Here is a 19,896-nt window from a genome sequence, read left to right on the forward strand (position 1 = left end):
TGAGTAGTGTATGCTTATCCGTCTGCAAATAGTAGTCTTCATAAAAGACCTATTGAAGCAAAAAAGAGGCAGAACCCGGCTTTATCACAATATGCGCGCCTTTCTCCATTTGCATAAGAGATGTGCCCGGGCTGTCGAAAAAGGGGCACGATATGAAACTTGAACGTATTTTAGCTATTGTTGTGCTGTTAGTCAGTAAAAAACAGGTTCAGGCTGCTGAGCTAGCTGACTTGTTTGAAGTATCTGTCAGAACCATTTACCGTGATGTTGAGACGATAAGCCGAGCGGGCATTCCGATTGTAACGGCTCAAGGAAATGGCGGGGGAATCAGCATAATGGAAACATATCGGCTGGAGCGGCAATGGCTTAAGGAGGAGGAGCTAGCCGCGATCGCTTTTGCTCTTCAAAGTGTTTCTTCTATGTATGAACCGGCTTCTAACAATGACGCCTTTGAAAAAATACAGCACCTTGTTCCAGAGCAGGATTTAGAAACATTTAAGCGGCAAACCGAAAAGTGGTTTATTGACATGACCGCCTGGGGTGATACGAAGCACCAAAAAAAGCTCGTAGAGGAACTCAGCGCAGCAATTGACCGTACATCTACAGTGTCATTTACATATACAAACGCAAAGGGAGAGACAAGAACAAGAGAAACGGAACCTTACACAATGGTATTTAAAAGCGGGCATTGGTATCTGTATGCTTACTGTTTAGCAAAAAAGGATTTTCGTTTTTTTAAGCTCCAGCGAATGAAAGAACTGGCTATTCTTCAGAAATCATTTGATAGGAAAAATATTCAGCTGAAAACACTGCCTTGGGATGCCAATTGGTATCAAAAAGATCGTTTAACTGACCTCCTGCTTCTCGTATTGCCTCCCGCTCAGCAGCGTTTTAGCGAATGGTTTGGAGAAGATTCCCTTCAATTTGATGAAAGCGGAAACTGCAAAGCCGTTATTTCACTGCCCGAAGATCAATGGCTGATCGGTTTTTTATTGCAATTCGGGAAGGAAATTGAAGTGCTGAAACCGCTCCATATCCGAGAAAAAGTGAAGGATACGATTAATCACATGCAAAAAATATATGAAACCTGACACGGTGCTGTCAGGTTTCTTTTTTTATACTGTAGATACTTTGAAAAAAGAGGAGAATGCACATGAGTTTTTCACATTATGTACAAATGGAACAACAACACTTTATCGGAATGTCAGTAAGGACAAGCAATGCATTGGAAATGACTTCGGAGGGGAAAATTCCGCGACTGTGGAACTCATTTTGGCAGGAAAATCCGCAAGGCATCTTAGCTGAACCCCCTCAGGATAAAAAAATCATCACCTTATATTCAGACTATGAACAAAAAGAGCATGGCATGTACACGTTCTCAATCGGAACGTTTACAAATCAGGCAAGAAAAGTGTATGAACCATTTAAAGAAAACACTTTACCCTCTTCAACGTACGCCGTGTTTTCGTCAAGAACTGGACCGATTGAAGAGATTGTGCTTGAAACGTGGAAAGAGATCTGGTCATGGGAGAAGCGTCATTTGCGTACATTCTCAGGCGATTTTGAAGTGTATGATCAAGGTGCTGTTGCACTTAGACAAGCGAAGGTAAAAATATATATAGCAGTGAATTTATCATAAAACGCTTGTAAAACTAATGGCATTAGTTATAATGAAACTAACAACATTAGTTTTCGAGGGGGATAAAAAAATATGAGAATCATACAACATCAATCGGTTTGGCAGCTGACCTTTTTTCCAAAGCTTTTTCCCGTCAATTGTTATTTGGTCGAAGAAGCAGATGGATTAACGCTGATCGATACAGGGATTCCGAACAGCTTTAAAGGCATTTCAGAAGCGGTCAGCCGCATTGGAAAACCGCTGAACAAAATTTTGCTGACTCATGCCCATAGTGACCATGTCGGTTCACTTGATACATTGGCCGCAGCATACCCACACGCACAAAAGATCATATCAGAACGGGATTCATTCTTATTACAGGGGGACGTAACACTGCGGGATGATGAACCGCAAACGCCTATAAAAGGAGGCGTGCCGAAAAACATAAAAACAACACCTGATCTTTTGGTAAAAGGCGGTGAGTGGATCGGTTCTCTGCTTGTTATTCCAACACCAGGGCATACCCCCGGAAGCGTATCTTTTTTTGACGAAAGAAATGGTATTCTAATAGCAGGAGACGCGTTTCAATTGCGAGGAGGAATTGCTGTTTCCGGGGAGCTGAAATGGTCATTTCCTTTTCCGGCGTTCGCGACTTGGAACAAGAAAAAAGCCATTAAAAGCGCACAAATTCTAATTGACACAGCTCCTAGCTGTCTCGCAGTAGGACACGGAGAGCTTTTACATAGTCCAATAAATTCTATGAAGCACGCGCTTCAAAATGCGAAGCGCCGTCTTACGAAAGGATAATGAGTGATGTCACCGAGAATTGGGATGAACCTTGAAATTATCATAGATGCAGCAGCTGAGCTTGCAAATCAAGAAGGCATGAAGGGAGTCACACTGTCTACGCTTTCAAAGAAATTAAATGTGCGTCCTCCGTCTCTTTATAATCATGTCAGCGGACTGCAAGGCATTCAAGTTGAACTTTGTGTGAGCGGATTAGAACAGCTTTATGAACAAATGTCTTCTTCCGTCCGGGGACTAACAGGAGAAAAAGCACTTCTTGCCTTAGCAAACGCCTATATTGAATTTGCACATTCGAGCCCCGGACTTTACGAGGCCTCCTTGCTGAAAGTTTCCGATGGCAGGACAGAAGAGCTGTCGGACCGAATTGTCCAGCTTGTCGTTCAACTGCTCATTCAATTTGGCTATGCCAATGAACAGACGGCCATTCATGCGGCGAGGGGACTAAGGAGCATGCTGCATGGATTTGCCGTCCTAATGAGACAGCATGCGTTTGAACTTTCACAAGATATTTCGGAGAGTTTTTTATTTTCAATTCGGGCATTTGCAGCAGGCCTGCAGAAGCATTAGTAAATCATAATAATATTATGTAAACTGAGTCTTATTTTGAATAAGGCTCTTTTTGTTTAAGACATATATTTCTGAATATTGTATAATGACAATATTAAAATGCATGGGAGACACTCAAATTTGCAGCAAACATAAAACACAACAATTAGCGGCATCTTCATGGTCTGCGCATATTCAAGTGAAGCTCGGTGAATGGGTGCTCACGGCGAATTTCGGTGTAACAAATTGTGGTGCAAAGCGCCATCGGGGAAAGAAAGCGGGAAGCCAGCTTATCAGAGTTTAAACAGATTGGTCAAAGGCCAATGGCGCCGCACATAATACTTTCATGTAACGAAGGAAAATCAACCTGCCATTTCTCTGTATCATAGACTGTTTTTCGGTTATATCCAAACATCATTACCGCATAAAAAAGGATGGAGAATGAGATGGACATACTGCAAAATATTACTTGTGAAAAAAGGACCTATACACGCCTCTACCATTCGCATAAACACGAATTCAGCCAATTTTTATTCCCGCTTGAGGGCCATATTGATCTTGAAACAGAAGAACAGAGGGTGAAGTTAACGCCAGAGCATTTTTTGTACATTCCGCCTGAGTGTGAACATCGCTTTCGCTCCATCGGCAGAAACGAATGTTTAGTTCTGGATATTCCATTACACGTCATGAACATAGAGCATCATGATATGGCTTCTGGGCTAGAAGCCAAAGTGGACCCCTTTTGGTCCTCAATCCGCTATTTGCTGAAGGAGGAAGCAAATAGTAAGTCATCACATACCCTGTACCTGCTTGTTCAATACATAACGGAAAAAATACAAACGTATTCCCACTCGTCTATCGCATACATACACAGTCATTTATCGGAAACTTTGTCTATTAAAAAACTGGCGGAACTCGAACATTATCATCCGGCGTACTACTCAAGCTGGTTTAAAAACCGTACAGGGAAAACACCGCAAAAATACATTGCCGACCTTCGGCTTGCGGAAGCGAAAAGAATGCTGGCAGAGAAAAATGAACCACTTACTGCCGTTAGTCAGAAGCTCGGTTTTCAAAACCCTTCTTCATTTACAAGGTGGTTTGCAAAATCGGCGGGAATGGCTCCGCGGGACTACAGAAACACCTTTCATTCGGATAAAACGTTCTGATATATGGTAAAGCGCAGGGATGTGTTTTTCTTTTTATAATAAGAAGAAAAAGGAGTGATTCAGTTGGCATCCATTGAAGATTTTTTAGCCCTCGATGTCAGGACAGGCACGATTGTAAGAGCAGAGGAATTTCCGGAAGCGCGCATACCGGCCATTAAGCTTGTGATTGATTTCGGCGAAGAAATTGGTCTGAAACAATCAAGCGCGCAAATTACGAAACGCTATCAGCCGGAAGACTTGATCGACAAGCAAGTCACAGCTATCATCAATTTTCCGCCCAGGAGGATCGCCGGATTCAAATCAGAAGTGCTCGTCCTCGGCGGCATTCCGGAACAAGGCGACGTCGTCCTGCTTGCGCCGGAACATCCCGTTCCCAACGGAACAAAAATAGGTTAACATAAAAAAAGACGTTTGCCCGAAAGCAAACGTCTTTTGCGTATTGAGGCGATGTACCACACGCCACATTCGTGTGCGCCCGCAAAGGGCATGTCCATCGGCTTACACAATTCAGCTCATCGCTATATGAATATAGCATGGAAGAAGATATTTAGCAAGTTTTTATTGATTTCCATGTTTGAAATGGTCTAGCAGGGCCGGCGGGTATTACCGATGATAAGCAGAAATTTCAGTTTGATTGTTTATTTGATGACAGTATATAATTGAAAGCAAAATGGTGAGATCTAACAGTGACCTAGAGTGCATTAAAGAATACGCTAAACGTTGAACACACATCAAAATTTTATAAAACGTACTAAAAGTAAAAGCCGACACAAGGAATTCATGTGACCTGGAATTGATTCCTTCCAGGTCTTTTTTATCCCCAAAAAAATGCCCTAAAAAGGACATCGTTTTTTCAGTCAGTCAAACTTTTGACCGAAGGAATTATTTTTGGTTCCCCAAATGCTATTTCTCTTTATTGATCTGGTTTAATTAAAGGTGCTGGTGTTGGGTACTTATTCGGAAGACAAGAAGCAAAATTCACGAATCATCTGTGTTTTTACTTCTTCAATGGGAAACTGTTGCGGATAAGTAGATATCATTAACATGATCCCTTGAAGCGTGGATGAAAAGTATAACGACCGTTTCCGCGGCTCCTTTACACCCAGCTTTTCGAACATCTCACACTGTAACTCGAACTGTCTGGCACTTTCTTCAATCAGCATATTACTGTATTTGATCAGCTCCTGATCTGCTTCTGGCTGTGTTTGCAGGTGCAGATAGAAACGGAATAATTCCGGCTTTTGATAGACGTTATCGATCGCACCTTCTATAATAAACCTAAGTTGTTCAGAAGGTGTCTCAAAAGCGGTCGCACCTTCCATTACCTCAATCAATTCCCCGATTCTGGCCTCGGCCATTGTAGCAAGAAGTTCCTCTTTGCCTTTATAATAATTGTATAGCAGCCCTTTAGATATGCCTGCTTCTTTAGCTACATCGCTAATAGAAGTAGCATGATACCCTTGTTTGATGAACAACCTCATAGCTGCACTACGAATATTCTCTTTGGCTAACTGACGAATTCTTTCATTTTCTTTCCGAGATCTTGGCATGGTAAACTTCATTCCTCCATAAAGCAAGTAATATGGTGATATAGATTTTCAGGATGGGTGAGTGTTACCATATGATCTGCATCGGCGATTTCAACGAAACGAGCTTTTGGGACTTTTCGAAAACAATCTGCAACTCGATGGTTATCTTGGAAATCCTCCTTGCCGATAATGAATAGTGTATCGGCATTCAATTCCTCTAACCTGTCAATAGCTGGAGGCTGCGGCCAAATCATTTCAAAAGCTGGCCATTTTAAAATCCGTCTGAAATAATGCCGCTGCATTTGAACCATCAGATTCCGGTGGGGACCGGCCATTACAACATGATATAATGAGGCGCTAAGCGAAAGCTCAAGCATCTTTTCTATATCTGGGGCAGCCTCGTTAATTTTATTCAAATACGCAGTAAACTCTTGTGAATAGCTAAATCCTGACAAAGCAGGAGCAACCAAAACAAGTTTCGATACTCTTTCAGGATAATTCAGAGCAAATTCAGTGACAATCTGGCCGCCGAAGGAGTGTCCTATGAGTGCTGCCTTATCGATTTCTAGATGGTCAAGCAGCGACAGCAAATCTTCAACATAGTTGGTATGTTCTAAAGGGGATGGTGATTTCCCAGTACCACGTCCATCAAAAGTAACGACCTTATAGTGCTTGGCTAGAAGCGGCGTTACAAATGTCCAATCACGCAAATCAGCACCACCACTATGAAGAAGAACGACAGGATGCCCGTTTCCATTAACCTCATAATACAAATCCATTGCAAACCCTCCATTCAATTACAATATTTAACACTACTTTATTATTGAATGAACGTTTAGTCAATGGAAAATGAAGTGCTCATAAAGAACACCATTCATTACACTCCTTAACCATAATACTCTTTTAATTAAAACAATCGTGTGGATACTGATATTGCCTATTCAAACAATTTTATTTGTTTTTAAACGACTTTTTTGCAAATTAAACAACTTTATTGGCACTTTACACTAAGAGAGAAAGCGTGCCGGAAGCTGAAGCCAGATACGCTTTTTTATGTCCAAGAGATTAAGGAATGGCGGTAGCAGCAGGTTAAGAAGGGTGAAGGATGACAGAAGTAACTCTAAACAGTAGTATCAGCAGTCTTATGAGGAAAAGCTTGTTATAAATATGTCTAAGCGTGAGGCAGCCTGGAGGCAAAAAACTTATTTAGTGGAATGCAATGGTAGTGATGAATGGGAAGATTATGAGTTGTCTTTCGGAGATGAATAATCTAAATAAAACAGCAGTTATAGGAGCTGTATTACTACAACTTATTTAAACTAAGACTTATCAAGCTAAAAAATTTCACCACCAATATTAAATCATAAAGGAGATTTTTTAAAAGTGTTGAATAAATACAAAAAAAGGAAGAGAGGATTTTTCCTTATGAAAGGAGTTTGTGGTGAATGAAACATATTAGATTTTCATTATTAACTAGTGTCCTGCTTATTATTGCGGGGATTGTTCACAGAATCATTATTAGAATGTTTAATATTCCGTTTGAAGGACTTACATTCTGGAGTGGATTTGTGGGGGTGTTCTTTGTAATTGCTTTATTATCTTCTCTGCTATTCAATATCTTTAAAGTCGCTGACAGAGTAGAAACATAAACCGGCCAACAAAGAAAAAAGGAGGGAAGAATGAATAAGAAATTTATTTGAATCTTTAACATAATTGTCGTAGCATCTTCTTTGTTCATGTTTAATATGGTTTTTCATCCATTTAAAAGTCAAAATCAACTGAGGAAGTTTTGGAAAGTGCATGTAATGAATTTGGTTTGTTTAGTTTTGGAATTGGAGACACAGACCCGGTTATAACAATTGGTATGAATAAACAAAAAGTGAGGAAAGACATCGGCATTATCTTAGGTGAGAATTTGTCTAAGGAAGCAAAAAAAAGTATGAAATTGAGATATTTAAAAAGGATATTAAAGTTTTTAAAAAAGAACATAAAAAGTATTTGGAGAGTATGAAATAAAAGCTCCTCTTAAATTGAGAAGGGGCTTTTCATATTCTCTTTTATCCGGTCATCGGTCGGTTCCCATCCAACCATGAGAAACAAAATACATCAATTATAGTCGACATTATCTCGATTTTTATTTATTGCTTTTGTATTCCTTCAAAGGAAAGAGTACTGCCAGATTCGAAAAACTTTGCAATCTTGATCAGCTTTCGAAGCCTTATGGTTTTACAGTAAGCGTTTTTTCTATAAATATCGCTGATGCCTCGCAGGATGGAGCCGGGGCGTCGCCATTTTTGATGAAAGTGAATAAATCAATAACAACTAACCGCCAGGACTAGATGTCTGGCGGTTAGTTTGTATACGATTAAACTGATGTGTTTGTGATTTTTTCGACTTGGACTTTTCCTGAGAAAAAGGTTGCGCCGCCGCCCATATCTGACAAGCGGTCCGGTGTAAGTGAGTTGACAAGTTGTTTTTTGTTTGGCTCATCGGCCCATAACCCTTGGCTCACTGTCACTCCAGGAAGGACCTGTTCTCCGACTGAGACGGTTAATTCGCATTCGCCCCGGCTGTTCCAAATGAGGACTCGCTCTCCATCTTCAATTCCCCGTTCTTTTGCATCCTGCGTGTTCATAAAAAGCTTAGGTTCTTTTTCCAGCTTGATATGCTTAGCATTGTTGGAGAACGTCGAATTTAAGAAATTATGATTAGGACCCGGCACGTACATAAGAGGGTAATCTTCATCCTCGGCAAGCGGTATATGAGTCGGCACAGGCGGAAAGCCGTCTTTCTTCATTGTGTCAGAATATAATTCTATCTTACCGCTCGGTGTCGGCAGTTTGCCCGGAAACAGCGGTTTAGCTCTTTTTGCTTTTATATATGAATGTTGAATAAGATCTTCGTAATTCATTCCTTCCAAATAAGGATTGTCCGGATGATCAAGCGCCTGGCGAATTAATTCATCGTCCGAATCTTTCAGCTCTTGATCTTCAAAACCCATGGCTTCCGCCAATAATCTGAATACTTCAGTGTTCGGCTTGCTTTCTCCATATCTCTCAATAACCGGCTGCTGAAGCTGAATGTAGTGATGCCAGTAAGAGGTGTAAAAATCAAGATTTTCAAAAGCAGAGGTGGCGGGCAGTATAATATCCGCGTATTTGGCGGTTTCCGTTAAAAATAAATCATGCACTACAACGAATAAATCCTCCCGCACCAGCCCTTCTCTTACTTTATTGGCTTCCGGCGTTACAATGGCGGGATTTGTCCCATATATATATAGTGAACGGACGGGCGGATCGGTTTCTAAAAGCGTTCTGCCCAGCTGGTTCATATTGAATGACCTTGGCGTGCGGCTTTTCAGCAAGTCTGGACGCTGGAGGGCACGGCTGTTATATTCCAGAATGCCGCTATTATGCTTGATCGCACCGCCGCCAAGTTGCAGCCATTGGCCGGTAACAGCGGGCAGACAGGCTATCGTCCGAACAATCATGCCGCCATTATCATGATGCTGCAGCCCGTTTCCGATTCTGATAAAAGAAGGAGAAGTCTCACCGTACATTCTGGCAAGCTGATAAATATCTTCCGTGCTGATGCCTGTAATGAAAGAGACATTTTCAGGCGTATACTGTTTGACATGGTCTCGAAGCTCTTCAGAACCCACAGTATATTCAGAAAGAAATGCTTCATCATGCATATTTTCTTTAAATAAAATATGCATGATGCCAAGGGCGAGTGCGCCGTCTGTTCCGGGCCGAATCGGAATAAACCAGTCGGCAAGCCGGCCTGTCTGATTTTTATGAACATCGATTACAACGATTTTCGCACCATTTTTACGGGCTTTTTGTGCGATTGTAATTTGATGCATATTTGTGCTGACAGCGTTTATCCCCCAAAAAATAAACAGCTTTGTATGAATGGTTTCTTCGGGATCTGTTCCTGCACTCACGCCCATTGTATATTTATAACCCTCTGAGCCGGCTTTGCTGCAAATGGTGCGCTCCAGCTGGCTTGCGCCAAGACGATGGAAGAAGCGGCGGTCCATGCCCTCCGCTGTTAATTTCCCCATATTGCCATAAAAGCTGTAGGGGAGAATGCTTTCCGTGCCTTCTTCAGCGATGAGACGTTTCCAGCGTGCGCTGATGGTGCTGATGGCTTCTTCCCATGAAATCGGTTCAAATGCCGCCTCGCCCTTTTTGCCGACGCGTTTCAGCGGAACGGATAATCGTTTTTCATCATAAATGCGCTCAGCCATATTTCGAACTTTATTGCATATATTTCCTTGTGTCACAGGGTGATCCGGATCACCCTGGACTTTTACAATTTTGCCGTCTTTTTTATGGACAAGTAATCCGCATTGGTCCGGACAGTCGAGTGAACATACAGATTTAAAGACTCCATCTTGTTGAGTGGCGAAAGAATTCATGCCCCAGTTCCCCTTATCTATAGATATATTGTAAGAATTATAAACATTTCACATTATAGCGTCAATTCAGAAAAAAAGATTGACATCAATACGTGACTTCTTTATGATGAATTTATTCTTTTAATATGCTGAAAATTTCATATATTAATTTTCTATCAAGAGAGGTGGAGGGACTGGCCCCATGAAACCTCGGCAACATTATTGTGCCAATTCCAGCAAGCGTAGGCTTGAAAGATAGGAAAGTAAGGTTTATACATGTTTTTTTGCTTTAGCAGAAAACACATATACATGAATCTCTTTCCGTCTGCGGAAAGAGATTTTTTTATTCAAAAATACTACAACATGAAAAGGAGTTTTGCAGCATGACGGTATTAATTACAGCGCCATACAACAAACGTGGCCGAAAGGAACTCGAAGGACTCTTCGGCGCCGTTGTTTATCAATCTTGGAAAGGCAGGGGAAGGGCTTACCAGGAAGACGAATTAATTCAGCTGATCGAGGACACGAATGCGACTGGATTGATTGCTGAGCTCGATCAAGTAACAGAACATGTATTACAGTCCTCGCCGGAGCTTGCGTTTGTGGGCGTGTGCAGAGGAATGCCGTCAAATGTTGATATCAAAGCAGCCACCAAAAGAGGCATCCCGGTCTTTTATACCCCGGCCCGCAATGCCCAAGCAGTGGCGGAAATGTTTATTGGCAATGTCATTACATTTCTCCGCCACACAATGCCGTCCAATCAGTGGTTAAAAGATGGAAAATGGAACCGTGATTATTTACAGGCCTATGTTCAATTTAAAGGCAATGAGATCACCGGAAAAACGGTCGGCATGGTCGGTTTCGGGGCAGTAGGACAGAGAATCGCCAAGCTTTTAACTGCATTTGATTGCAAGGTGAAATATTATGACCCGTTTGTGACCCACGACAATCCGCAATATGAAAAAGTCGCGCTTGAGAACATCTTTTCAGATAGCGATATTGTGTCTGTACATTTGCCGCGTACAGAGGAAACCGCCGGACTTATCAGCAAAACCTATTTTGATCTTATGAAAAAGGACGCGGTATTTGTGAATACATCAAGAGCCGTAGTGGTAAACAGAGAAGACCTCTTGGCTGTATTAAAACAAAATAAAATCAGGGGAGCCATTTTAGACGTTTTCTACAATGAACCGCCGGAATCTTCCGATTATGAGCTGATTTCTTTGCCTAATGTATTGGCGACACCACATTTAGCGGGCGCTACCAACGAAGTGGAAGATCATCACGTCGCTATCATGAACGGGGCCCTCAAAAAGTGGAAAACGGAGCAGACGCTTGCGATTCCGACGTTATATAACAAAAAAGAGCTGGAAACAGACGTATAAAGGAGGAGCTTACGATGACATACGAAAAAGGCTATCTCGTATTTGATATCGGAACAGGAAATGCAAGAGTTGCGATTGTCGGGGCCTCAGGTAAGGTTCATCGAATTGAGCGCGAGGATATTGAATATATAACAGAACCTCTTTACCCGGACAGCCGTTATTTTTCTCCGCAGGTATTATGGGAACAAGTGTCAGGCTTAGCGAAGCGGGCTCTTGCCCATAGCAAAGCTATAGACATTATTGGCATCACTTCAACCAGCCAAAGGCAGGGAATTGTTCTGATTGATAAAAAAGGAACATCATTCCTCGGGCTTCCTAACATTGACAATCGGGGACGGGAGTGGGAAGAAGAGATTGAGATGAAAGAAGAGGAATACCGCCGCACCGGACGGCTTCCGACAGCGCTCTTTTCAGCACTGAAGCTTTATGGGTTAAAACAAAGGCAGCCTTCTTTGTGGAAACAAGTCAGTCAATTTACGAGCATCAGCGATTGGATAACGTATAAGCTGACCGGGATTTTGACATACGAGCCGTCGCAAGCAACAGAAACGCTTCTCTTTGATGTAAATCAAAATATATGGTCAGAAGAGCTGTGCGGCATATTCGGCTTTTCACCATCCATCTTGCCGAGACTGGTGAGAGCAGGCACAGCAATTGGAGAGGTTGATGCACAGCTTGCAAATGAATGGGGGCTTTCGGGAAGTGTGCCTGTCATTGCTGGGGGCGGTGATACACAACTGGCTGTTAAGAGCACGGACGCCGTGCCGGAAGATATCGTCATTGTATCAGGCACAACGACTCCTATTATCAAAATTGTCCAAGACAATCAAGAAGACGGGCAAAAGCTGGCCTGGCTGAATTGTCATACGGATAAGGGGCAGTGGCTTGTTGAGACGAATCCCGGAATCACCGGACTTAATTATCAAAAATTAAAAACCATTTTCTATCCCAATGAAGGATATGACGTCATTGAAAAAGAAATCTCTTTGCTTTCTCAGGAAGACAGCGCTTGTGTATCAGCTCTCGGATCATATTTATCGACAGAAAAAAACGCGCTTACTAAAGGCGGTTTTATATTTGATGCACCGCTTTCATCTCAATTAAGCAGAGCGCATTTTGTTCGGGCGGCTTTAAAAGAAATTGCGTATTCGATTAAGTGGAATTACAACATTTTAACAGAGGTAAGCGCCACAAGCCGAGATTATGTATGGGCGTGCGGCGGAGGATTTCAAAGCGATGCCCTGACCCAATATATTGCTAATCTGCTTCAGAAAAAAGTATATGTCAAAGAAGGTTTCAGTCAGGCCTCTGTTGTTGGAGCCGCGGTCATTTGCAATCAAGCTCTCGGCATAAAAGATTCATTCTCAAATATGGTCAAGGTGATTGAGCCGACTGACTTTCAAGATGAAACTGATCTATATGAAGAATGGAAGAAAACACAGCGCTTTTTTTCTGATTTGTCCCTCTCTTCTGAAAAAAGAGTGCTGGTATAAAAGACAGGTTTCAGCCGTCTTTAAAGGTTATATACATTTCTTTACTTTAATGAGTTAATTCGTTACAAGACTTAAGCATCTATGGGAGGAAACAGATATGTTACAAAAAATCGGAATACCAAAGCAGCTTGGCTGGGGATTTTTAGGTGTGCTTATCTTTATGATGGGAGACGGTCTTGAACAGGGCTGGCTAAGTCCTTTTTTGATTGAAAACGGGCTCACTGTGCAGCAGTCTGCATCTATTTTTACGGTGTACGGCATTTCGCTCGCCATCGCTTCATGGTTTTCAGGTGTATGCCTTGAAGCCTTTGGCGCGAAACGTACAATGTTTATGGGCTTATTATTTTATATCATCGGAACTGCCGGGTTTATCGCCTTTGGATTCGAACAATTAAACCTGCCTGTCATGTATATCACATACGTTATTAAAGGGTTAGGATACCCGCTGTTTGCTTATTCTTTCCTGACATGGGTCATCTACCGCACGCCTCAAAAGAAACTCAGCACGGCGGTCGGCTGGTTCTGGATTGCCTATTGCTGCGGGATGTTTGTCTTTGGAGCTTGGTATTCAAGCTATGCCATTAAGGCGTTTGGCTACATTAACACGCTTTGGAGCTCTATTTTCTGGGTATGCCTCGGTGCATTTTTCGCCTTAGTCATGAACCGTGACCGCTTTGAAAAGAAAAAAGTAAGCAAAGAAGATACAGCAAACGAGCTGTTAAAAGGCGTTACGATTTTAGTGAAAAACCCTCGTGTTTTGACAGGGGGAGTCATCCGCATCATTAACAGCATAGGCACTTACGGATTTCCGGTTTTTCTACCTATGCATATGGCCCAGCATGGCATACCAACAAATGTTTGGCTGCAAATTTGGGGAACAATTTTTTTTGGCAATATTTTATTCAATCTTATTTTTGGAATAATCGGTGATAAATTCGGCTGGAAAAACACCGTCATTTGGTTCGGCGGAGTCGGCTGCGGAATTTTCACTGTGCTTTTGTACTATACACCTGTTCTCTTCAGCGGAAACTTGCTTATCGTCAGCATTGTAGGCTTTATTTGGGGCGGACTGCTCGCGGGCTATGTGCCGATTGGCGCTATTGTTCCGACGGTGGCTGGAAAAGACAAGGGAGCTGCCATGTCTGTTTTGAATTTGGCTGCAGGCTTATCAGCGTTTGTGGGCCCGGCACTGGCTTGGATGTTTATCGGGCTTGTCGGCGCGGAGGGAGTTGTATGGATCTTCGCTGCGCTATATTTCACTAGCGCCGTTATGACAAAATTCATTCAAGTGCCTGAGGAAAAAGCTATAAAAGCGGCTCCGGAGTACGCGACTTAGTTTGAGTTAAGATGCCTCATTTTAACGGAGGCATCTTTTTATTTAGACGTAAAGAAATAAAATGATAAGTCTGCTCCCTTAAACGATATCTGATTTACGGTGATATCCCGCTGGCAGTTTGCCCAGCAGGATGAGAAGAACATGGGAGGTTCTCACCCTTTCTGAAACATAGGACTGAAGGATAGTGAAACTGCTGACAGGCGTGCGGCAGCCCGTATCATTTTGCCGTTGTCATAAAATAAGTTATTTTATGATTGAGATGGTATGTAAATGTTGTTACGGTGTCCCCAGTTACTCTCCCTTTGTTATTAAATATAAATAAACACCATAATCTGTCGGAACAGAAGCGTGGCCTATTTGTCTTAACATAGCTGCAATGTTACCGCGATGATATGTTCCGTGATTCACAACATGGGGCACTAGTTCGGACACACTAGTTTTCAAATCGCCAGAAGGATTCTCAATGACAAGAGGTTTATCTATATGTTCGTCTTGATGAAGGAACGATTTGTATCGTTCTGATAATTCAAAAAACATCGTTTCCATTTCTTCTATTTCTTTTGACTCAGTTTGTTCTTTTAGTTGTTCAGCTAACATCAGTGATTGTTTCAAACTTTTACCAGAAAAAACTTCTATCCAACCAAGATCAGAAAGATAAACATGAGCCAATACATGAGCTATCGATGGAAACACACTTTGAACCTTTTGACGATAAACATCCTTTGGAAGCTCTTTTAGCCGATTAAAAATTTGTTGATTTGCCCATGTATTGTATTCGTACAACTGTAATTCGAGATGTGCCATTTAAAATTTCTCCTTTACATGTTTGATATCACTTGTACATCATTATATACGAACTTATGTTCCTCGTGAAGGGTTTTAATAAAAAAGGCATGTTGTTGAAAAAACGTGTCGCTTCCCGAAGGTAAATGGTTATTGTGTGAAAAAATGTCGTTTAGCGGTCACTGTCTTTAAGCATTTCTGATCTGCCAAAAAAAGCCATCTCATTGTCAAATTGTGTACCTAACAATGGGATAGCTTTTTGTATTATAGTGTGTTTGATTTTTGTGCGTTTTTTAGTTCATTTACAGAACGAGGAACTTCTTTTATTTCAGCTGCCGTTTTTTGAAGGGTCGTTTTTTTGTACTGAAAATCATTCTGAATCAAAGCTTGGTGATGAGAAAGCTTTTGCGTTTCGGTTTTCAATTCTTCTACATCTTTTTGCATAGAGCCGATCATCACGGCGATATCCTCCAATATCGGGTCCATTTTCTTCTTGCTTTTCATAACAGAAATTCCTAAAAAAATAACGGAAATCAGTAAAAGTGCAATACTTGCATATACGATAAACATCACATCACTCCTTTCTTCAATTATATTATTTTTATTATTACCCTTGAATGAAAGGTAATAATCTATATGAAGAGCCGCGGGCACATTATTTGCGAATTGCTGAGGTTCTGCTTATAATGTGGTATCGTACATATGTAAACAAAGAAAGGGTGCTTCAATTGCAAAGTTTACAAAACAAAACGGCTCTTATCACAGGCGGAGGCAGAGGAATCGGACGCGCAACAGCGCTTGCCCTTGCCAAAGAAGGAGTTAACATCGGGTTGGTCGGACGGACTGCCGGCAATGTGGAAAAGGTTGCTGAAGAGGTAAAAGCCCTTGGAGTGAAGGCTTTTTATGCGACTGCTGATGTAAAAGAGGCAGCAGAGGTTGAGCAAGCGGTGGCATCTATTAAAAAAGAACTCGGTTCTATTGATATCCTCATTAATAATGCCGGAATCAGTAAATTCGGAGGCTTTTTAGAGCTGACGCCTGATGAATGGGAAAACATCATTCAAGTGAACCTGATGGGAGTATATCATGTGACCCGTGCTGTTCTTCCTGAAATGATTGAACGGAAAACAGGGGATATTATTAATATTTCCTCTACTGCCGGACAAAAAGGAGCGCCTGCCACAAGTGCGTACAGCGCTTCTAAGTTTGCAGTTCTCGGACTGACGGAATCTCTCATGCAAGAAGTGAGAAAACATAATATCAGAGTAAGTGCTTTAACGCCAAGCACAGTTGCGAGTGACATGTCCATTGATTTGAATTTAACGGACGGCAATCCCGAAAAGGTTATGCAGCCTGAAGACTTGGCGGAATATATGGTGGCTCAATTGAAATTGAATCCCCGTATTTTTATTAAAACTGCAGGTTTATGGTCGACAAATCCGTAAACACATAATGGCCCGTCTATTGACGGGCTTTTTTTTGAATGGAATCCGCATCAAAAAATGTTTTACGCCAAACATAAACGGACTTGGAATCGTTTCTAGCGGCTGGCCGTCATCAGCCATTTCGATAGAATCTGGCAAAGACAGTAAAGCAGAGAGCGCCGTTTACTATCATGGGAAAATGAATGCAAATATTGACACTACGCTTTTTGGACCGTATAGAAGTATGGATAAGTTACTAGAAACCGATTTTATGAGAATGAAAACAGTGATTCTAAATACTTATTTCACGCTGCTGTTTTTGTAGAAGAAGCCGGATATTATGGAGAAGAAGCACTAAATAGAGCAGGAAAACAAAGATAAACCAACATTTCCTCAGCCTTGAAGTAATAAGTCGATTAAGTTCCCTCTCTATGGAACCTTTCTTAAAGGAGTTGGAGCAGGCCGCAACTGATGGATACTCTGTAAAAATTCTAAGTGGCGAAGAGCGGTCAAAGTATAGATTGGTTGATCCGTACAGAATTATTTATCGGAATAATAAGCGGTATGTGATTGGATTTTGTCATCTTAGGAATGATATCCGTATTTTTAGAGCAGATCGAATAGAAAGTCTAATGCTAACCGAAAATAATTTTTACCGGCCAGAACATTTTTCAGCACGCGACTTTTTTATGAAAAACCTCCTTCCAACTATAGAAGGGTATTCATGGAAACAAAAGGGTGTTAGGTGATATTAGCCAACATTGTTTTTTAGAACATTAATTACAAGAACGGACTTCAAGTCAAGCAGTATTTCTTCTTGAAAAAAATATGATACATACATATGTACCTTATTTACTTTTATCGTACGGTAAAAGTATTCAAGTTACCTAGCCAATAAGCCTTAAGAAGAGACTTATTGAAGTTTTGCCGGAATGAATAAAATGTCATCAAGTATGATAACTTCCCTGACGTTAGCTGTCAGGAAAGTTATATTATAATAGGCTATATCAATTGTGATTGGAGTGTGATTGGATGCAAACAAAAAAAGCTTATCTTTATGTATTTCATACAATGTCAGACTGGGAATATGGATATTTAATTGCTGAACTAAATTCGGGAAGATATTTCAAAAAAGATGCAGCACCTTTAAAAGTAGTTACAGTAGGAGCTAATAAAGAAATGATTACTACGATGGGAGGGCTGAGCATAAAACCAGACATTTCCCTTGATGAGTGTACCCTTGAGAGTAAAGATCTTGTAATTTTACCTGGAGGGAATACGTGGGGAGAAGATACTCATCAGCCTATCTTGAAAAAAATTGGCGAAGCTTTAAAGCTTGGCACTATTGTAGCTGCAATTTGCGGTGCAACAGAGGGACTGGCGAATATGGGGTACCTAGACTCTAGAAAGCATACAAGCAATAACTTAGAGTACATTAAAATGGTCTGTCCTCATTACAAAGGAGAAGAATTTTATGAGGCGGGGCCTGCGGTATCTGGTGAGAGTTTGGTTACTGCATCAGGAGTAGCTCCTCTGGAATTTGCGATGGAAGTACTGAAAAAATTAGATGTATTTGCACCGAATACATTGCATTCATGGTATAACCTAAATAAGACTCATCAACCTGAATACTTCTTCCAGTTAATGAATTCAATAAATAGATGAGCTGGAAAAATCAACTTAGCAGTTTTATATTAGTTTAAATAAATACCATGCTTTAGACGATGTTCAAAGTGTGTTTTTTGTATATAACTTAAAAATGTTTATGCAAGAAAAAAACTTACAAAGCAATCCTGAAGTTGTTATAAATAGAACTGGTAACTAAATCTCTTTTTAATCTTATTGAACAACGGAGCCTAATTTTTCAGCATTAAATTGAGAAATTAGGTTTTTTAATGTTGAAATTTTCTTAAGGTTGTAAATCTGCATTTTCCTGACGATACCCCCATCAGGTCTATTATATTTAGCGGAAAGTGAAATACGATTAACATGGCACAAGACTGATTTTTCGGTTTTGGCACTATGTTTTATTTTATGGATAGATGGTATCTAGTCGCTTGCAAAAACGATATAACTCCTCCAAAAGTCTTCTATACAGGGTTTCTATAATTATGATATGGTGTTATATAAAGTAATATTTTGTATTATTATGGATGTTTTTGCGATGGGATTGGAGGGAGCTAATGAACAGTCTTGCCTTTTTATTTCCTGGACAAGGTTCTCAATTTGTAGGGATGGGTAAAAGTTTTTGGAATGATTTTGTGCTCGCGAAGAGATTATTTGAAGAGGCGAGCGATGCTATCTCCATAGATGTAAAAAAGCTGTGTTTTGACGGAGATATAAAAGAATTGACTAAGACGATGAATGCGCAGCCCGCCATTTTAACGGTCAGTGTCATTGCTTATCAAGTGTATATGCAAGAAATAGGAGTTAAACCGCACTGTCTGGCAGGTCATAGCTTAGGAGAATACTCAGCTCTTGTCTGTGCCGGCGCTCTTTCTTTTCAAGATGCCGTTAAGCTTGTAAGGCAGCGGGGAGTTCTCATGCAAAATGCAGATTCCCAGCAGCTGGGAACGATGGCCGCAATAACTCAGATCGATCTCCAAACATTGCAAGACATATGTTCAGAAATGTCGACGGAAGACTTTCCGGCAGGCGTAGCTTGCATGAATTCAGATCAGCAGCATGTAATCTCCGGGCATCGGCAAGCTGTGGAATTTGTCATCAAGAAGGCGGAGGAAATGGGGGCTAAGCACACTTATTTGAACGTCAGCGCTCCTTTTCATAGTTCGATGATGCAATCAGCGTCTGAACAATTCCAGACTGCATTACATCAGTATACCTTTCAGGATGCTGCATGGCCTATCATTTCGAATGTCACAGCAAGGCCGTACCGCAATGGAAATTCGGTCGGGGAACATTTGCAACAGCACATGACGAGCCCGGTAAGGTGGGCAGAATCAATGCATTACTTGCTTTTACATGGGGTCACGGAAGTCATCGAAATGGGTCCCAAGAACGTCTTGTCCAGTCTTTTGAAAAAAATAACGAATTATATTGCAGCTTATTCTTTAGGTCAAACATCTGACGTTCATTACCTTTCCAATTCGGCGGAAAGACATAAAAATGTCGTCCATTTACGCAAGAAGCAGCTGCATAAAATGATGATTCAATCCATCATTGCGCGAAATTATAACAAAGATGCATTGGCCTATTCCAATCTGGTGACGCCATTATTTGCGCAGTTACAACTGCTCAAAGAGAGAATGGAAAGAAACGAACATGAACTTTCAGAAGAAGAGCTCGATCATTCGATCCATTTATGTCAATTCATTTTTGAGGCTAAACAAATTCCGGCTTTGGAACAATTGCGGATTTTAAAATAAAGCTGCCTTGGAGGAAAC

At 41.2% G+C, this 19,896-nt stretch carries 21 protein-coding genes, 1 pseudogene and 1 riboswitch; of the genes and pseudogenes, 17 read left to right on the plus strand and 5 right to left on the minus strand.

Annotated features, from left to right (window positions below; genetic code table 11):
* The first annotated feature begins 152 nt into the window (after positions 1–152).
* The 7 genes from GXP75_RS19720 to csaA all read left to right on the plus strand — a co-directional run bounded on the left by GXP75_RS19720 (position 153) and on the right by csaA (position 4,536).
* On the plus strand, positions 153–1,091 hold the full coding sequence (locus GXP75_RS19720; protein WP_106044346.1) for a helix-turn-helix transcriptional regulator: 939 nt from the start codon (positions 153–155) through the stop codon (positions 1,089–1,091).
* A 62-nt stretch (positions 1,092–1,153) separates the two neighbouring features.
* On the plus strand, positions 1,154–1,639 hold the full coding sequence (locus GXP75_RS19725; protein ID WP_214918530.1) for a GyrI-like domain-containing protein: 486 nt from the start codon (positions 1,154–1,156) through the stop codon (positions 1,637–1,639).
* Positions 1,640–1,711: 72 nt separating this feature from the next.
* A complete protein-coding gene (locus tag GXP75_RS19730; protein ID WP_242557686.1) occupies positions 1,712–2,425 on the plus strand; it encodes an MBL fold metallo-hydrolase in 714 nt (237 codons plus the stop codon).
* A gap of 6 nt (positions 2,426–2,431) precedes the next feature.
* On the plus strand, positions 2,432–2,992 hold the full coding sequence (locus GXP75_RS19735) for a TetR/AcrR family transcriptional regulator (protein ID WP_242557687.1): 561 nt from the start codon (positions 2,432–2,434) through the stop codon (positions 2,990–2,992).
* An 85-nt stretch (positions 2,993–3,077) separates the two neighbouring features.
* Positions 3,078–3,275: a hypothetical protein gene (locus GXP75_RS19740; RefSeq protein ID WP_242557688.1), complete on the plus strand. Its 198-nt coding sequence runs from the start codon at positions 3,078–3,080 to the stop codon at positions 3,273–3,275.
* Between the two features lie 142 nt (positions 3,276–3,417).
* Positions 3,418–4,140: an AraC family transcriptional regulator gene (locus tag GXP75_RS19745; protein WP_214918537.1), complete on the plus strand. Its 723-nt coding sequence runs from the start codon at positions 3,418–3,420 to the stop codon at positions 4,138–4,140.
* Positions 4,141–4,203: 63 nt separating this feature from the next.
* Positions 4,204–4,536, plus strand: a complete 333-nt coding sequence (gene csaA / locus GXP75_RS19750) for a chaperone CsaA (protein ID WP_214918539.1) — start codon at positions 4,204–4,206, stop codon at positions 4,534–4,536.
* A gap of 557 nt (positions 4,537–5,093) precedes the next feature.
* Here csaA and GXP75_RS19755 read toward each other — a convergent pair.
* Positions 5,094–5,690 (minus strand): TetR/AcrR family transcriptional regulator, encoded by a 597-nt coding sequence (locus tag GXP75_RS19755; protein ID WP_242557689.1) that lies wholly within the window; start codon positions 5,688–5,690, stop codon positions 5,094–5,096.
* An 8-nt stretch (positions 5,691–5,698) separates the two neighbouring features.
* Positions 5,699–6,448, minus strand: coding sequence for an alpha/beta fold hydrolase (locus tag GXP75_RS19760; protein ID WP_242557690.1), 750 nt, complete (start codon positions 6,446–6,448; stop codon positions 5,699–5,701).
* A 666-nt stretch (positions 6,449–7,114) separates the two neighbouring features.
* On the opposite strand from GXP75_RS19760, the gene GXP75_RS19765 reads away from it, so the two are divergent.
* Entirely contained in the window at positions 7,115–7,318 is a 204-nt protein-coding gene (locus GXP75_RS19765) for a bacteriocin-like WGxF protein (protein WP_214918545.1), read from the plus strand.
* A gap of 167 nt (positions 7,319–7,485) precedes the next feature.
* The gene (locus GXP75_RS21700; protein WP_483861627.1) at positions 7,486–7,680 is read left to right on the plus strand and encodes a YolC/YozM family protein; all 195 of its coding nucleotides are present in this window, start codon (positions 7,486–7,488) and stop codon (positions 7,678–7,680) included.
* Positions 7,681–8,034: 354 nt separating this feature from the next.
* Here the strand turns inward: GXP75_RS21700 and GXP75_RS19770 are convergent, their stop codons facing one another.
* Positions 8,035–10,092, minus strand: a complete 2,058-nt coding sequence (locus GXP75_RS19770) for a molybdopterin oxidoreductase family protein (RefSeq protein ID WP_214918546.1) — start codon at positions 10,090–10,092, stop codon at positions 8,035–8,037.
* 149 nt (positions 10,093–10,241) lie between these two features.
* A riboswitch (SAM riboswitch) is annotated at positions 10,242–10,333 on the plus strand.
* Positions 10,334–10,454: 121 nt separating this feature from the next.
* Between GXP75_RS19770 and GXP75_RS19775 the strand changes: the two genes are divergently transcribed.
* From GXP75_RS19775 to GXP75_RS19785, 3 genes are all read left to right on the plus strand, one after another.
* Positions 10,455–11,456, plus strand: a complete 1,002-nt coding sequence (locus GXP75_RS19775) for a 2-hydroxyacid dehydrogenase (protein ID WP_214918548.1) — start codon at positions 10,455–10,457, stop codon at positions 11,454–11,456.
* 14 nt (positions 11,457–11,470) lie between these two features.
* Positions 11,471–12,949, plus strand: coding sequence for an FGGY-family carbohydrate kinase (locus GXP75_RS19780; RefSeq protein ID WP_242557691.1), 1,479 nt, complete (start codon positions 11,471–11,473; stop codon positions 12,947–12,949).
* Between the two features lie 97 nt (positions 12,950–13,046).
* Positions 13,047–14,285 (plus strand): RbtT/DalT/CsbX family MFS transporter, encoded by a 1,239-nt coding sequence (locus GXP75_RS19785; protein WP_242557692.1) that lies wholly within the window; start codon positions 13,047–13,049, stop codon positions 14,283–14,285.
* Between the two features lie 291 nt (positions 14,286–14,576).
* On the opposite strand, the gene GXP75_RS19790 is transcribed toward GXP75_RS19785, so the two are convergent.
* Entirely contained in the window at positions 14,577–15,089 is a 513-nt protein-coding gene (locus GXP75_RS19790; RefSeq protein WP_214918557.1) for a DinB family protein, read from the minus strand.
* Between the two features lie 243 nt (positions 15,090–15,332).
* Positions 15,333–15,638: a DUF948 domain-containing protein gene (locus GXP75_RS19795; protein WP_106044365.1), complete on the minus strand. Its 306-nt coding sequence runs from the start codon at positions 15,636–15,638 to the stop codon at positions 15,333–15,335.
* A gap of 158 nt (positions 15,639–15,796) precedes the next feature.
* Between GXP75_RS19795 and GXP75_RS19800 the strand changes: the two genes are divergently transcribed.
* From GXP75_RS19800 to fabD, 5 genes and pseudogenes are all read left to right on the plus strand, one after another.
* Positions 15,797–16,513, plus strand: a complete 717-nt coding sequence (locus GXP75_RS19800) for a 3-ketoacyl-ACP reductase (RefSeq protein WP_150224213.1) — start codon at positions 15,797–15,799, stop codon at positions 16,511–16,513.
* Positions 16,514–16,520: 7 nt separating this feature from the next.
* Positions 16,521–16,817 (plus strand): hypothetical protein, encoded by a 297-nt coding sequence (locus GXP75_RS19805; protein WP_242557693.1) that lies wholly within the window; start codon positions 16,521–16,523, stop codon positions 16,815–16,817.
* A pseudogene (locus tag GXP75_RS19810) lies at positions 16,793–17,428 on the plus strand (helix-turn-helix transcriptional regulator); the annotation flags it as partial. The gene GXP75_RS19805 and the pseudogene GXP75_RS19810, both read left to right, overlap by 25 nt.
* Positions 17,429–17,524: 96 nt before the next feature.
* Positions 17,525–18,157: a type 1 glutamine amidotransferase family protein gene (locus GXP75_RS19815; protein WP_242557694.1), complete on the plus strand. Its 633-nt coding sequence runs from the start codon at positions 17,525–17,527 to the stop codon at positions 18,155–18,157.
* Between the two features lie 518 nt (positions 18,158–18,675).
* A complete protein-coding gene (gene fabD / locus GXP75_RS19820; protein WP_242557695.1) occupies positions 18,676–19,878 on the plus strand; it encodes an ACP S-malonyltransferase in 1,203 nt (400 codons plus the stop codon).
* Positions 19,879–19,896 lie beyond the last annotated feature (18 nt).

The organism is Bacillus sp. HU-1818, assembly GCF_022695965.1.
GTDB classification, from domain to species: Bacteria; Bacillota; Bacilli; order Bacillales; family Bacillaceae; genus Bacillus; species Bacillus atrophaeus.